At 42.3% G+C, this 15,173-nt stretch carries 16 protein-coding genes; 7 read left to right on the forward strand and 9 right to left on the reverse strand.

The annotated features are described in order from the left end of the window. Nucleotides 1–24 precede the first annotated feature (24 nt). Nucleotides 25–1,068 carry a ketol-acid reductoisomerase gene (ilvC, locus tag AFM12_RS08260; RefSeq protein WP_055146500.1) on the forward strand — a complete coding sequence of 348 codons (1,044 nt, stop codon included), beginning with the start codon at nt 25–27 and terminating at the stop codon, nt 1,066–1,068. Between the two features lie 108 nt (nt 1,069–1,176). Then, a complete protein-coding gene (ilvA, locus tag AFM12_RS08265) occupies nt 1,177–2,424 on the forward strand; it encodes a threonine ammonia-lyase (RefSeq protein WP_055146503.1) in 1,248 nt (415 codons plus the stop codon). Between the two features lie 49 nt (nt 2,425–2,473). Here ilvA and AFM12_RS08270 read toward each other — a convergent pair whose 3' ends face one another. From AFM12_RS08270 to AFM12_RS08280, 3 genes are read right to left on the reverse strand one after another with little or no spacing between them, the layout of a single operon-like run. After that, a complete protein-coding gene (locus tag AFM12_RS08270) occupies nt 2,474–3,040 on the reverse strand; it encodes a hypothetical protein (protein WP_055146506.1) in 567 nt (188 codons plus the stop codon). Next, a complete protein-coding gene (locus tag AFM12_RS08275) occupies nt 3,037–3,735 on the reverse strand; it encodes a 3'-5' exonuclease (RefSeq protein ID WP_055146509.1) in 699 nt (232 codons plus the stop codon). Before AFM12_RS08275 ends, AFM12_RS08270 begins: the two co-directional genes overlap by 4 nt. A gap of 45 nt (nt 3,736–3,780) precedes the next feature. Continuing rightward, nucleotides 3,781–4,749 carry a YpdA family putative bacillithiol disulfide reductase gene (locus AFM12_RS08280; RefSeq protein WP_055146512.1) on the reverse strand — a complete coding sequence of 323 codons (969 nt, stop codon included), beginning with the start codon at nt 4,747–4,749 and terminating at the stop codon, nt 3,781–3,783. A 339-nt stretch (nt 4,750–5,088) separates the two neighbouring features. On the opposite strand from AFM12_RS08280, the gene rseP reads away from it, so the two are divergent. The 4 genes from rseP to AFM12_RS08300 all read left to right on the forward strand — a co-directional run bounded on the left by rseP (nt 5,089) and on the right by AFM12_RS08300 (nt 7,965). Next, nucleotides 5,089–6,435, forward strand: a complete 1,347-nt coding sequence (gene rseP / locus AFM12_RS08285) for an RIP metalloprotease RseP (RefSeq protein WP_055146515.1) — start codon at nt 5,089–5,091, stop codon at nt 6,433–6,435. Nucleotides 6,436–6,458: 23 nt separating this feature from the next. Further along, nucleotides 6,459–6,932 carry a DUF6702 family protein gene (locus AFM12_RS08290; RefSeq protein WP_131458254.1) on the forward strand — a complete coding sequence of 158 codons (474 nt, stop codon included), beginning with the start codon at nt 6,459–6,461 and terminating at the stop codon, nt 6,930–6,932. Between the two features lie 87 nt (nt 6,933–7,019). Continuing rightward, complete coding sequence (locus tag AFM12_RS08295; RefSeq protein WP_055146521.1) at nt 7,020–7,499, forward strand: MarR family winged helix-turn-helix transcriptional regulator; 480 nt, start codon at nt 7,020–7,022, stop codon at nt 7,497–7,499. Between the two features lie 19 nt (nt 7,500–7,518). Continuing rightward, on the forward strand, nt 7,519–7,965 hold the full coding sequence (locus AFM12_RS08300; protein ID WP_082391249.1) for a hypothetical protein: 447 nt from the start codon (nt 7,519–7,521) through the stop codon (nt 7,963–7,965). Nucleotides 7,966–7,968: 3 nt separating this feature from the next. On the opposite strand, the gene AFM12_RS08305 is transcribed toward AFM12_RS08300, so the two are convergent. The 4 genes from AFM12_RS08305 to AFM12_RS08320 form a co-directional block, all read right to left on the reverse strand. Further along, entirely contained in the window at nt 7,969–9,618 is a 1,650-nt protein-coding gene (locus tag AFM12_RS08305) for a S41 family peptidase (RefSeq protein WP_082391250.1), read from the reverse strand. Nucleotides 9,619–9,780: 162 nt separating this feature from the next. Beyond that, nucleotides 9,781–10,245, reverse strand: coding sequence for a DUF1648 domain-containing protein (locus AFM12_RS08310; protein WP_055146527.1), 465 nt, complete (start codon nt 10,243–10,245; stop codon nt 9,781–9,783). Nucleotides 10,246–10,248: 3 nt separating this feature from the next. After that, entirely contained in the window at nt 10,249–11,217 is a 969-nt protein-coding gene (nadA, locus tag AFM12_RS08315) for a quinolinate synthase NadA (protein ID WP_055146530.1), read from the reverse strand. 11 nt (nt 11,218–11,228) lie between these two features. Next, entirely contained in the window at nt 11,229–12,224 is a 996-nt protein-coding gene (locus tag AFM12_RS08320; RefSeq protein ID WP_157687335.1) for a hypothetical protein, read from the reverse strand. A 35-nt stretch (nt 12,225–12,259) separates the two neighbouring features. On the opposite strand from AFM12_RS08320, the gene treF reads away from it, so the two are divergent. Next, entirely contained in the window at nt 12,260–13,867 is a 1,608-nt protein-coding gene (gene treF / locus AFM12_RS08325; protein ID WP_055146536.1) for an alpha,alpha-trehalase TreF, read from the forward strand. Nucleotides 13,868–13,871: 4 nt separating this feature from the next. On the opposite strand, the gene AFM12_RS08330 is transcribed toward treF, so the two are convergent. Then, the gene (locus AFM12_RS08330; RefSeq protein ID WP_082391279.1) at nt 13,872–14,345 is read right to left on the reverse strand and encodes a DUF5606 family protein; all 474 of its coding nucleotides are present in this window, start codon (nt 14,343–14,345) and stop codon (nt 13,872–13,874) included. Nucleotides 14,346–14,411: 66 nt separating this feature from the next. After that, a complete protein-coding gene (locus AFM12_RS08335) occupies nt 14,412–15,116 on the reverse strand; it encodes an SDR family oxidoreductase (protein ID WP_055146539.1) in 705 nt (234 codons plus the stop codon). Nucleotides 15,117–15,173 lie beyond the last annotated feature (57 nt).

The following is a 15,173-nucleotide window of genomic DNA, read 5'->3' on the forward strand; positions in this document are numbered from 1 at the left end:
TATAATAACAATCATAATCAAAAAATGGCAAAACTAAATTTTGGTGGTGTAGAAGAGGAAGTAGTAACAAGAGAAGAATTTCCTCTGGAAAAAGCCAGAGAAGTCTTGAAAGACGAAACCATTGCTGTGATCGGATACGGTGTACAAGGTCCTGGTCAGGCAATGAACATGAGAGATAACGGTTTGAACGTAATCGTAGGACAGCGTAAAGGTAAAACTTACGACAAAGCCGTTGCTGATGGCTGGGTTCCGGGCGAAACACTTTTCGAAATCGAAGAAGCTCTTGAGAAAGGTACGATCATTTGTTACCTGCTTTCTGACGCTGCTCAGATTGAACTTTGGCCTACTGTGAAAAAGCACCTTACTGCTGGTAAGTCGCTTTATTTCTCTCACGGTTTTGGTATCACTTACAAAGAGAAAACCGGTATCGTTCCTCCTACTGATGTGGATGTGTTCCTGACAGCTCCTAAAGGTTCTGGTACTTCGCTTCGTCGTTTATTCGTAGAAGGTAAAGGTTTGAACTCTTCTTTCGCTGTTTATCAGGATGCTTCTGGTAAGGCTCGTGAGAAGTGTATCGCTATGGGTATCGGTGTAGGTTCTGGTTACCTTTTTGAAACTGATTTCTATAACGAAGTAACTTCTGACCTTACAGGTGAAAGAGGTACTTTGATGGGTTGTATTCAGGGTATCTTCGCTGCTCAGTACGAAGTATTGAGAGAGAACGGTCACTCTCCATCAGAAGCTTTCAACGAGACTGTTGAAGAGCTTACGCAATCATTGATGCCATTGGTAGCTGAAAACGGTATGGACTGGATGTATGCTAACTGTTCAACTACCGCTCAGCGTGGTGCTTTGGACTGGTGGAAGCCTTTCCGTGATGCTACCAAGCCGGTATTTGAGAAGCTTTATAACTCTGTGAAAACACAGAACGAAGCTGAAATCTCAATTACTCGTAACTCACAGCCAGATTACCGTGAGAAGCTTGAAGCTGAACTAGCTGAGCTTCGCGAGTCTGAAATGTGGCAGGCTGGTAGAACAGTTAGAAGTTTGAGACCGGAGAATAACTAAGATATAGTTATCCGAAATATTCAAGGAGCCGGAAAGAGTCATTTCTTTCCGGCTTTTTTATTTTTGTCAAAACACTGTTTTCGACTTCGTTCAAACAGACACCTCATCATGGAAAAGCCTCAATTTGATAAAATTCTTCAGGCGGCTGAACGACTAGCCCCTGTGGTAACCCACACGCTTTTGCAATTCAATGCCTCGTTATCTGAGAAGTTTGAGGCCAATGTCTATCTGAAGCGGGAAGATTTGCAGGTGGTACGTTCTTACAAACTGAGGGGAGCATATAATAAAATGAGTACGCTAACGCCTTCGGAACTGACCAAAGGAGTCATTTGTGCTTCAGCAGGTAATCATGCTCAGGGAGTGGCCTGGGCTTGTCAATACCTTCAGGTGAAGGGCACCATCTTTATGCCCAGTACCACCCCGGCACAGAAAATCAGGCAGGTAAGACTTTTCGGGAAGGAATGGATTGATATCCGTTTAACAGGGGATACCTACGACGATGCCTCCAATGCTGCACGCGTTTTTGAAAACGAAACCGGAGGGACTTTCATTCACCCTTTTGATGATATTTCTGTGATGGAAGGGCAGGGGACGGTTGGTCTCGAGATTGTTAAAGATGCTGATTTTGAGATTGATTACGTCTTGTTTGCCATCGGTGGTGGTGGACTTGGAGCTGGAGTCTCAACGGTTTTTAAAGCTCGTAGTCCTCAAACCAAACTAATCGGTGTAGAACCCGAAGGAGCGGCCTCCATGAAGGCCTCTTTGGCGAAAGGTGAAGTCGTGTCGTTGGAAGAAATCGACAAGTTTGTGGATGGTGCTGCTGTGAAGCGGGTGGGTGAAATGAGTTTCGCTGTTTGTAAAGAAAACCTCAATAAGGTGCTAACTGTGCCGGAAGGCAAAGTTTGTTCAACAATTCTTGATTTGTACAGCGGAGACGCCATTGTCGCCGAACCGGCCGGAGCTTTAAGCATCGCTGCTCTGGACGATATCGCCGAAGAAATCAAAGGCAAAAATGTAGTTTGTATTCTGGGTGGCGGCAATAATGATATCCTTAGGATGGAGGAAATTCGTGAGCGGTCATTGTTGTACGAAGGATTGAAACACTATTTCATCATTCGTTTTGCTCAACGTGCCGGAGCTTTGCAAAGTTTTGTGAATGATGCCCTTGGGCCTACAGACGATATCGTGTTTTTTGAATACTCAAAGAAAACAGCCCGTGAACGTGGCCCTGCCTTAGTTGGGATCGAGATTAAAGCAAAAGAAGATTTTCAAAGCCTGATCACCCGAATGAAAGCCGCTGGCATTGAGTTTACCTATATCAACGACAAACCCGAGTTGTTTGAGTTTTTGATTTGATAACCCAACTGTCAGTTTGAGCAGAGTCGAAAACAGTCTTCTTGAAATACTAGAAATTAGGTAGTATTAGCTTTTCCGTCAGTTTTGGTTTCAGTAGAGGATTAACCTGAGGTATTTCCTGAGGAGTCCAATTCCCGGTTCCGCAAGATATTCCCATATAAAGGAAAGGTCTTAATTCAATTAAATCATCATGCTCTAAAAAGCCAAGTAATTCGCCGTCATTAGAGTGGAATCTCAGATTTTCAATGTCATATTTATCCCAAACCCTATCTTCACCTTTTGAAGACGGTGTTGTGTAATGAGAGAATATTTTGAAGAGTACTTGTTGAGGTTTTCCCTCAGTCTTGAATCTTAACTGCTCTAATTCAAAGCGGTTGATTTGGAGAATAGAATCTTCAGGGGCAGGATTTACCTTTAAGTTATGAGGTATGCCCTTTTCGTCAATTTCAAATGTGAGTTCAAATTCTCCATTCGTTCTTACAAAGTGCCCTTTGGTGAGATTTTTCATAATGTGGTAAATCTCAATTTCTTTGATATCCAGAGCTAGTTCTGTTTCCTGAGCAAAGAGCCCTGAGAAACTTAATAGAAATACCAATAATATGATTAGGCCTTTCATATAGACTCATTAACCCCCTTCAACTTCAAATATAACTCAGCAAGCACCTTCACGTCTCTTTCACAATAATCCATGATGCGTTGCAGATCGTTTTCTTCGTAAAAAACGCGATTAACATCGGCTCCACTGATATCTGACTTACTTGTCGGGATATCAAAAACAGCTGCCAACAGGTCAAGGGAGGTATAATTTTTATAATCCCCGAATTTCCACAACTCCATGGTGTCTATATGATTGACCTCCCAGGGCTTCTTGCCAGACAAATCCAGTGCATAGGGCAAAGGCAAACCATGAATCAGCATTCTACGGGAGAGGTACGGAAAATCGAATTCCTTGCCGTTATGGGCACAGAGTTTTAAAGAGTCTTTGGCTTTGTGAGCATTTAAAACTTCTGAGAACTTCTCCAAAAGCTCCTTCTCGGTAGGAGCTGAGAGGGTTGTTGTTTTAAGAGCAAGTTTCTTATCGGCGTCCAGATAAAACCCGCCTAAACCTATACAAATCACCTGACCAAACTCGGCATAGATGGCGGCCCGCTCAGGGTAAAATTCTGCGGGGCTGAGTTCCTTTTCGTTTTTCAGGTAATTTGATTTTCGGTCCCAAAGCGGCTTCATCCGCTCGGGCATTTCTTCATAGGTTCTAAACTGAGCTGCAGTCTCAATGTCTAGGAAAAGAATATTGAAGAGTTGTGGGTCCATCTTAAGTCGATTTTAAACACAAGCTACAGAAAAAATATTTCGATTCTAAGACCTCTTCTCTAAAATCGCCTTTACTATCTGTTCGGCATGCACCCTTGAATTTTCAATGAACAGGCTATGTGTATTCATACCACCACACACCACCCCAGCCAGGTAAACATTCGGTAGGTTGGTCTCCATGCTTTCATCGCTGTATTGTGGTTTCATGATCTCATCTTTTGAGAGATTGATGCCCAAACTTTGCAGAAAAGGTAAATTAGGCTGGTACCCCGTCATGGCAATCACCCAGTCGTTTTCTATCACCTTTTCACCCTCAGGTGTCGAAATTACCACTTCTTTCTCTCGTATTTCTTTGATTTGAGAACTAAAATGAGCCGTTATTGAGCCTTCTTTGATTCGGTTCTCAATATCTGGTTTTACCCAGTATTTTACCCGCTCACCAATGCCTTCTTCCCTTATCACCATGGTCACTTTGGCTCCTTTTCTCCACGTTTCCATGGCGGCATCCACAGCTGAATTATTAGCCCCAACAACCAACACTTTTTGAAAGGCATAGAAGTTAGGATCTTTATAATAATGCGTCACTTTTGGCAAATCCTCACCCGAGACATTCATCAGGTTTGGGATATCGTAAAAGCCGGTGGCAATGATGACGTTCTCCGCAGTATATTCCGTTTTTGAGCTTTTGATTTCATAGTTAACTCCGGTTTTCTCAAAACCTTTGACCTCCTCAAAAAGGTGAATGTTCAATTCCCATTGCTTTGTCACTCTTCTGTAATATTCCAAAGCCTCTATTCTGGTCGGTTTTGAATTGATAGACATAAAAGGCACATTCCCAATTTCCAGTCGCTCAGAAGTACTGAAAAAAGTCATATTCAAAGGGTAATTATACAGGGAGTTGACCAAGGCTCCTTTTTCTAAAATGAGGTAAGAAAGGCTGGCTTTTTTAGCTTCAATACCGCAGGCCAGGCCAATAGGCCCGCCTCCAATGATGATGATATCATAGTGCTTCATATTCACAAATTAAGAGCTTATGAGCCTCAATAGCAATTTAAACCTGTGCTAAAGCTAAAGCTTTATTCAATCGGATTTGAGGAAATGTTTCCGGATTAAAAAATTGGAAGTCCATGAACAAGACCGTCAAAGTGTTCGTTGTTCTATCTGGTGCATAAACATTGGCTGATTATCAGGAAAAAGCATTGATTTCTCTTAAAGATCACCGATTTTTGCTGCCTTATAAAAGTTTGATCGAAACTGGCTTGAAAGCTTTTCGTTCAAAAGTTAAATGCCTTAAAGGCAATGATCCCCAAAACAACAAACACAAATAGCCTGTAGGGGAGCAGGATATACGGTATGGAAGGATTAATCATGGCGGGTCAGCTGCTTCTGGGGCTGACAATACTTGTAGGACTACACGAATGGGGGCATTTTATCGCCGCCCGTATTTTTGGAATCAGAGTCAATAAATTTTACATCTTTTTCGATTTCCTTTTCCCAATGCCAAACGTGCTGAACTTTGCACTTTGGAAAAAGAAGAAAGGCGATACCGAATACGGATTGGGTTGGTTCCCAATGGGTGGTTACGTGGATATCGAGGGGATGATCGATGAAACCAAAGATGCCTCAAAACTGGCCTCTGAGCCACAGCCGTATGAGTTCAGAGCTAAGCCGGCCTGGCAGCGACTGTTAGTGATGCTTGGTGGTATTATTGTCAATATTATTTTAGGTGTTCTCATTTTCTGGGGAATCACCTATAAAAGTGGCGATAACTTCCTTTCAATGGAGGAGGTCAATAAACGCGGCATTGTAGCCTACCCTGTAGCTGAGGAAGTAGGCCTAAAAACCGGTGATAAAATCATCAATGTTTCAGGTAAAAGCATCAAAGAATTCTCTGATGTGATGGGTTCTGATGTGATTTTGGGTGAGAATGTTTACTTCACTGTTGAAAGAGACGGACAAACCATCGAAATTCCTATTCCGAACGATATTTACGAAAAACTTTCTGATGAAGACAGCCAAGGCTTCATTGATGCCCTTCATCCATTTGCCATAGGAGAGGTAAGTCCTGATACTCCGGCTGAAAGTGTGGGTCTGGAGGCTGATGACCGTATCATCAGCATGAACGATACGCCGATCACTTACTATCATGAGTTCGTGGATATGGCTCATAAAAATGCCGGTAAAGAAGTAACTCTTGGCGTTTTGAGGGGATCTGACACTCTGAATGTGAGTCCTACATTATCAGAAGATGGTAAACTTGGCTTTATTGCCAACCCTGATCTTAATTACGAGCATATTGACCTTTCTCTTGGAGAGGCTTTTGTGGTAGGGTCAGGCCGTGCGTTTTCTGTAATTACAGACAATATTAAAGGTTTCAAAAAAATCTTCACCGGTCAGGTTTCAGCCGGTAAGGCTATTGCTGGTCCGGTGGGTATTGCCAGACGTTTTTATGGTGGTGTTTGGGACTGGGGCCGTTTCATGCTTATCACGGGTATGCTTTCTATGGCCTTGGCCTTTATGAACTTATTACCTATACCGGCTCTCGATGGTGGTCATGCCCTGATCCTTCTTTATGAGATGATTACTGGTCGTCAACCGTCTGAGAAATTCATGGAGCGTACCCAGCAGGTTGGTATGATTATCCTGCTCAGTTTGCTGGCGTATATCATGTTCAATGACGTTATACAGGCGATGTTCTAATGGGCCGCCTGAAAACATATTTAATGCTGACAGGACTATGCTTAGTCCTGTTTTGCTTTAAAGGCAGGCATGATTTTCATACTTCGCTGACAGAGGCCAGGCTGAATGAGAAGTCGGGCTCTATTGAGATGACTGTCCGGGTTTTTTCGGATGACTTTGAGCTTGCGTTGCAAAAATTCTCTGACAAGGAAGACCTGAAAATTACGGATGCTGAAAGTAACGCTGTCATCAGAAATTATTTCAGGAAGCATCTGGCCTTTGTCAAAGACAAGGACGTTGTTTTTGGTGAATACTTGGGTAAAGAAATTGAAACAGATATAACCTGGATATATATCGAGGTTTCAGAAGCGAAAAAATTGAAAGGTTTTAACCTCCTGAATACCATTTTCCTTGAGGTTTTTGATGATCAAACGAATGTTGTCAATTTCATTGACGGCGAAAACAGGCAAACACTTCTTTTCAATAAAAAGGACAAATTGAAGGCTAATCCTCTATAAGTACAATATTTTCTTTTAATAGTATGCTTGCATACCAATAAATCAATTTTAAATTTGTGTTAACTCAAAACTAGCCCAAATCCTATAATGCGTAAGGAAGATACCATTGATTTTCATATAAAATGGACCTGGCACGCCATCTCTAGGATGTATAATATTTATGCCGGTCAAAATGATATGACCATGTCCATTGGTTATGTTTTGCTCAATATTGACCTGGACAACGGCACACCTGCTACTAAAATCGGACCCTCAATAGGTATGGAGCCCCGCAGCCTTACCAGAATGCTGAAGTCGCTGGAGGAAAAGGGCTGGATTTATCGACAAGTGGACGAAAACGACAAACGTTTCGTGAATGTTTTCTTAACTGAAGAGGGGAAGGAAAAAAGAAACTTTGCGAGAGATGGCGTGAGAGCATTCAATCACACAATAAGAAAGGTTATTCCTCAAGAGAAATTGGACGTTTTTCTGGAGGTGATTGATAAAATTAAAGAGGTGGTAGACGATCGCACCGAAGATACCCGAGCAGGCCTTGAAGACCTCAAAAAGATGGAAACCGTTCACTAAGTTTTTCTATCTTGCTTCCATGAAAATAAGGCTTTTGTTTTTTGTAGCTGCATTAAGTTTCCTGCTAAGTGAAAGCAAGGCTCAAAGTGTTGCATATTATCCTTTCAGTTCTATTCTTTCAGTTTCTACCAATCCTGACAAAGGCTTTTGGCTGGATGGCCGATTTCAGATGAATTCTTTTTTCTCATCACTGGCCACGGAAATAGCCCCGGCTATCAATCTCAATAAGAATACCAAAGGGCGGTTTTATTTTGGGGGAGGCATCAGGGCAAATGCATTAGCGGCATCTGCCGGAAATAACTTTATGGAAGGGTACTTTATCAATTTAGGAATGCGATCCGCACCTTTTGAAAAGTATCCTCAGGTACAGATCGCTTTTGAGCTTTCGCCTTTTGTTGCCAGTGATTTTGAATCAGGTCTTTTCAGATCAAGACTTGGTCTGGCTTATAATTTCTCCAGAAAATAAAGTTTAGCTTCCCAGTTTCCCGGCTTCATCAAAATGGCTTAAGGCTGCTTTGATGAACTCATCGTCTTTATTCACCACCTTGTAGAATGAATTACTAAGACCTGCCCGGTCTTTCCATATGGCTCTGGCAATCAAAGCTTTTACCTGCTGCTGAATAAATTCTTTAGACTTTCTGAATTCTTCGGCATTATACTCAATGGACAGCTTCTCACCGTTACTTCTGATTTGAGAAAGCATTTTACTGTCTACAGTAAAGTTTTTGACATAGGCGTCAATGGACATTTTCTCTAGCTGAGCCTTATGATCATTGGCGTAACTGGTTGCAAACTCCCTTATCACATTATTGCTATATAGTTCCATCAAATAGCGGCTGATATGAGAGGTGTCTCGGGGCACAAAAATATCCGGAGTAATACCTCCACCACCATAAACTTTACGGCCATGGACGGTTTCATAAGCCTTTCCATTTTCATTCTGAACGCTATCGGCATTGAAAAATTCGCCATGCTCAGCTCTGTGACCCAGCTCGCCGTAATAATCTTCAAGATTACCGCTTTCATAAGGCTTCTGAATGCTTCTGCCGCTTGGGATATAATACCTAGAAATCGTTAAACGTAGCTCTGAGCCATCAGATAGTGAAATTGGGGCCTGTACCAGTCCCTTTCCAAAAGAACGACGACCAACAATCAGAGCCCGGTCGTAGTCCTGAAGGGCACCGGAAACAATTTCTGAGGCCGAAGCTGAACCTTCATCAATTAAAACAATCAGGGCTCCTTTTTCAAAATCACCTTCGTGACGGGCAAAGATCTTGCGATCATTGCGGTCATCTTTGCCATCGGTGTAAACAAGCACTCCAGATCCTTCAATGAATTCGTCAGCGATGTTTACGGCTCTCTCAAGATACCCGCCCGGGTTTCCTCTTAAATCCAAAATCAGGCGTTTCATTCCCTGAGTTTTAAGCTCTTCAAGGCCTTCCATAAATTCGCTGTAGGTCGTCTCTGAGAAACGGGTGATTTTGATAAATCCGGTTTGTTTATCTTCCATCAGGTAAGCCGCGTCCACCGAGTAGGTTGGTATTTTATCTCGAACAACGGTGAAGTCCAGAAGGTCATTATATCCTTTTCTTTTGATTTTCATGTCAACACTTGTTCCACGTTGACCACGAAGAGTGTTGAAAATGAGTCGGGTGTTTACCTTCTCACCTGTAAGTTCAGTGCCGTTGGCTTCAATAATGGCATCACCGCTTTGAATCCCCACTTCTTCTGAAGGCCCGCCTGATAAAGGTGTTACCACATAAACCGTGTCATTATAAATATTGAACTCGACCCCGATACCGTCAAAACCATTTTGAAGCTCAGACATTGCCAGTTCTGCTTCTTCCGCTGGTAAATAAGCCGTATGAGGATCCAGCTTTTCGAGCATCTTCATGATGCCGTAATCTGCCAAAGAGTCTGTATCTACCTCATCTACATAACTACGGTCTATGTAAGTCAAAATCTCTTTAAACTTACTCGAGGACTTCACCACATCACCGATCACGCTCTTATTTCCAAAAAACTTTGCCCCTATCTGAATTCCTGCGGCCAAAGTAATGGCGATAATAATGGGAAGCCTGATGGCAAATTTGCTGTTATTGATTTTCTTCTTCTCCAAGGCGGTTTGTCTGTTTATTTCCTAGCTAACAAAAGAGTCGGCCAAACTGTTTGCAAGATGCATTATTTTAAAAGATTTCGATTTTCTGATAATGAATTATTCTTGAAATCAAATGATTCCGATACCAGATATACGCAGGAGGCCAGAACCAGGCTTAAGCTACTAGTGCTTCCGCATTTTGAGAATATAATACCCAATCATGATAAAAAGTCCGATAAGTAAAAACCAAAAGAGCCAATCACTTAATTCAGAGTTATTAGCGAGAGCTATTTGGACCATTTGATAAGATATGAACAAGGAAAAAGCTCCGCACCAAAAAATGATGAAGGAAAGTAGCTCTTTGGAGATTTGGTACAGAACCGGTAGGTTTTCTTTGGTCTTTTTGACCGGCATGTTCATCATTTCAGGGTCCATTTTTTTGACAAAATGCATGATGAGCATCACCACGGCCATGATGATAAAAACTGCTGAAGCTTCCAGTCGGCTACCTAAACCATTCGGTTGACCCTCGCCATCAAAATGCATGGCCACACGCTCAGGCATGGCGTTGTAATACATGAAAAAATACACCACTGCCCAGAGAAGCAGGAAGAATCCGAGCAGTGTGTATGATTTCTCCTTATTCATTTTTTATAAACCAAACTTCGCTGAAATCTCCAGCATGCGGTCAATCGGTGCTTTTGCATCACGAATTACATCTTCAGGCAAAGTGATTTCAGGCTTTTCATTTTTCAAGCAGTAATAAAGCTTTTCCATGGTGTTTAGCTTCATGTGCGGGCAGTCCTGACAAGCCTGACAGGCGTAGCCATTTTTAACAGTTGGTGCCACATGAAATTTCTTATCCGGCGAAGCCTTCTTCATTTGGTGAAGAATGCCGGACTCCGTAGCCACGATAAACTCTTTTGACGGGCTGCTCATGGTATATTTCAGCAAGCCGGTGGTAGAACCAATATAGCTGGCAACATCCAAAACTGGTTTTTCACTCTCAGGGTGAGCAATGATTTCGGCATCCGGGTGCTTTGCTTTTAACTCGGTGATCATATCAGCGGAGAAAGCCTCGTGTACCATGCAGGCTCCGTCCCACAAAATCATGTCACGGCCGGTCTTCCTGTTAAGGTAATCACCAAGATTTTTATCCGGAGCAAAAATGATTTGCTTGTCTTTAGGAACACTCTCAACAATCTTAACGGCATTGGTACTGGTACATACAATATCTGTCAACGTCTTAAGCTCTGCTGAGCAATTGACATAAGAAATAACGACAGCATCGGGGTGTTTTGCTTTAAAAGCCGAGAAAACATCAGCCGGGGCCGATTCCTCAAGGGAGCAGCCGGCGTTAATATCCGGCAAGACTACCTTTTTATCCGGCGAAAGAATTTTTGCTGTTTCAGCCATAAAACGTACCCCGGCAAAAACAATCATATCAGCCTTGGTCTTGGCCGCTTGTTGAGAAAGCCCGAGGCTATCACCGATGTAATCAGCTACGTCCTGAATGTCAGCCGTCTGGTAATAATGGGCCAGAATAACAGCGTTTTTCTCTTTCTTCAGGCGATTGATTTCTGCTACGTAATCTATTTTTTCAAGTGCTTCTACTTCCATTTGTTCTTCAATTAATTGGGGCAGTTATACTCCCAGGTCAGGTTCCTAACTACGTTATTGTCTTTATTAAAATGTGATTCCTGTACTTTATTGCCATTTTGGTCAAACTCCCTTTTGATGCTACTAAGCGGTTCGCCATTATAAATGAAAACTTCTCCGGTATTATTGCCGGAGGCATCATACGAGTAATTGATGATGTACTCTACTCTGACATTTCGGCCAAGACGTGTCTTTTTGCTAAGCAAATTACCAGTATACTCGTAAAGCGTTTGAGCAATGAGTTTATCGTTCAGAAAAGTACTGTCTTTTTGAAGAACCTGGTCCTGATTGTACTCAAAATACGTTTCTTCCATCATGTTTCCAGCTCTGTCATCACGTTTTTGATAAACCAGAAGACCGTTATCAGCGTAACTATACTCGGACGAATGATTGATTTTGCCTTCCGCATTGACGATCTGAAAAAGAAGAGGTTTCCCGTCAGCGGTTTCTTTTGATATTTCCTTACCACTTACGCTGCCATCTGGTTCAAAGAATAATTTCTCACTTTGACTTTGAGCGGTAACATTCAGGCGGTTAAAGGCCGGAGCATTGGCAAGAGAATCCAGGGTTTCGGTGGTTGAAATCAATTGACCGCGATCGTCATATTGGTAACTTTTCCTCTTTCTGAAAGTTCCGTTATGGTAGTCGGTCTCAGAAAGAATGAAGCCTTTGCGATTGTATTCAAAGAGTCTTTTACTCGTGTAAGCTTCCCCGTAATGGGTCATATGAATTTTGGATTCCTCAATGAGTTTACCTTCTGAATTGTACGAGTTGGTTTGCTCCAGTTCCAGCCTTCCGTTAACCTCAGAAGTGTGTTTTTGTAAGAGGCAATCTGACTGAGCAAAGCCCATTGAGGCGGTAGCCAGGAGGCTTGTAAAAAGCAGAAAGCTAAATTTCATATTTGGACTTGGTATAAAGTGCGTCAAATTACGAAGTTTTGATTTCTCTTCATAAATTGGGCGTTTCATAATTGTATAGAACTTATTTACCGTTTCAGTTTAACATGACATGGTCCAATAATCTTGGAAAAATTGCCCTTTTTGCAACAATTACTTTTTCTTGCGGCAGTCCGGTAAAGAAGAAAGAATATAAATCACCAGAAGAAATGTACCCTGTACTTTTTGAAGATATTCAGCTTGGAGGTGTTTTCTCTGATTCCAAAACTTTTGTGGACTGTGTGCCTAAGTATTCCCCTGAAGAGATTCTGCTGAGGTATGAAGAGTTGAAAGGAGATTCTCTTTTTGTTCTCAGAAAGTTTGTGGAAGACAATTTTGAGATTCCGTCTATCAATGAATCTGGTTATAAGTCTGATCTGTCTCTCAGAGCTGATGAGCATATCAATAAACTTTGGCCGGTGCTAACCCGCCAACCTGAGGATGATGGTGGTACGCTTATTCCGCTAAGAAAACCTTATATCGTGCCGGGCGGGCGTTTTGGTGAAGTCTATTATTGGGATAGCTATTTTACCATGCTGGGCCTTCAGGTGGCAGGTAAAGACACGCTGATTGAGAACATGGTGGTTAATTTTGCTCAATTGATTCAGGATTTCGGACATATTCCTAACGGAAATCGAAGTTATTACCTGACTCGCTCACAGCCACCATTCTTCTCCATGATGGTGGAGCTGCTGGCTGATGTCAAAAAGGATGAGCAGATTTTGGTGGAGTTTCTACCACAACTTCAGAAAGAATATCAATACTGGATGTCTTCTGCCACTAAAGAACAGGCTGATGAACAATCGGCTGCTCGCTCAAAAGATGAAAAGGCATTTCACAAAGTAGTTTTTGTGGATGATGAAAATATCCTCAATCGCTACTACGATGAAAGTGCCACTCCTAGACCTGAAGCTTATAAAGAGGACATTCATACGGCTGAGTTAAGTGGTCGAAATAAAGAAAAAGTTTATCGCGATTTACGCTCCGGGGCTGAGTCCGGCTGGGATTACACCAGTCGCTGGCTAAAAGATGGTGAGCATATGGAGACGATTCATACCACTGACATTCTTCCAGTAGATCTTAATGCTTTGCTTTATCATTTGGAAGATGTTCTGGAAAAGGCCAATCGAATTGCCGGAAAAGACCAATATGCTGATAGTTATAAGGCTTTGAAAGAAAAACGTCTGGCTATTTTCAATGACTATTTCTGGGATAAAGAATCAGGTTTCTTCGTGGATTATGATTTCGTGGAAGGCCAAAAAACACCACATCTTTCTCTCGCGGCTGTCTTTCCTCTTGTTTTTGAAATGGCTTCGGAGGAGCAGGCGGAGTCGGTAGCTCACTTAATTCGTCACGTTTTTTTGAAGCCGGGCGGCTTAACATCCACGTTATCAGAAACAGGTCAGCAGTGGGATGCTCCCAATGGATGGGCTCCGTTACAGTGGCTGGCTATTGAAGGTTTACGAAAGTATGGCTATTACCAGCTGGCCAATCAAATTAAAGCCAACTGGGTCAATAACTGCCTCCGTGTTTATCAAAACACGGGGAAAATGGTTGAAAAGTATAATGTGGAAGACCTTAGCCTGCTGGCCGGTGGTGGCGAATACCCTGTGCAGGATGGTTTCGGCTGGACCAACGGAATTTTACTCAAACTGCTTTCAGAGGAAACGGAGTAGGTTTTTATTCCTTTGATTTCGCCTTCTTCTTTGCTTTTGGAGCTTCTTCTTTTACTTCCGGCTCTTCTTCTTTGCTTTCTTCAAAAAGCTCAGGCATTGACGTCGAAAGAAGGTTATACCACTGAATAATTTTTTTGATGTCAGAAGAATAAACTCTTTCCTGATCAAAATCTGGCATTATTTCGCCAAAGAAGGTGAAGAACTCATCCTGAGAAGCATTTTTTGTGTCAAAGTCTACCTTCTCTCCGTGTTTTTCACGCATTGTTGTGAAAATCTCAGAAAGTGGGGTTGACTTGTTAAATTCCTCGCTATAGATAGAAATATCTTTCAAAACAGAAACTTTGGCATTCACACTTACCATTTCTCTTTTGCCCTTGCCATCCATTGATTCTACAATGACACCGGCTCTACCAGGTTTGATAATTCTAAAAAGACCGGGTCTTCCGGCAATGTGAGCTACTTCTTGTAATGCTTCCATTTTTCTGTTTTCGTTTTCAGGCGGCAAAATTAGGGAATTGTTTTATTTCCATGTCAAAAGCTCCGATCAAATGTCACCTTCCAGCGGTCGCATCACGATTTCCTCAATCAAAGCTGAAGGAGAAAGATTATAGGAAGCCCAAACGGTATCCGCCACGTCTTTGGCACTAATAAATCTCGACTCAGGCAGGTCAATACCCTCCCAGCTACTGGTAAAAGTGGCTCCAGGCATGATGGAAGTCACTTTGATACCCTCAGGTTTTAGCTCCTCACGTAAAGACTTACTGAAGCCCAGAAGAGCAAATTTTGAGATAGAATAAGATCCTGAACCCGGATAAGCCTGGAGGCTTGCAATGGAGCAAATATTAAAAATATGAGCTCCTTTCGCTTTTCTGATCGTTTCAATAAGGCCTCGTGTTGCATAATATGCAGAGTAGAGGTTAGTATCAATTTGCTTTTCCAAAGCACCATCAGGCTCGGTCATCAAACCTCCTTGCACAAAGATTCCGGTATTATTGACCAAAACATTGACATTGTCAAAGGTGTTTTTGACCTCGGCTACAAAGGCTTCGGTTTCAGCTTTGTTACTCAAATCGGCAGCAAAGACAACACATTTTATACCGAATTGAGCTTCAAGCTCTTTTTTTAAAGCCGAAAGATCAGCTTCTGTTCTGGAGGTCAGGGCCAGATCAAAACCCTCCTGTGCGAAACGAATGGCGATGGCTCTTCCTATACCTTTGGTAGCTCCCGTTATTACTGCTGACTTACTCATGGATTGATTTTTGTACAAAACTACATGATTTCAATGGATCGGACTATTGTGTTATGC

Source organism: Jiulongibacter sediminis, assembly GCF_001306455.1.
Taxonomy (GTDB): Bacteria; Bacteroidota; Bacteroidia; order Cytophagales; family Spirosomataceae; genus Jiulongibacter; species Jiulongibacter sediminis.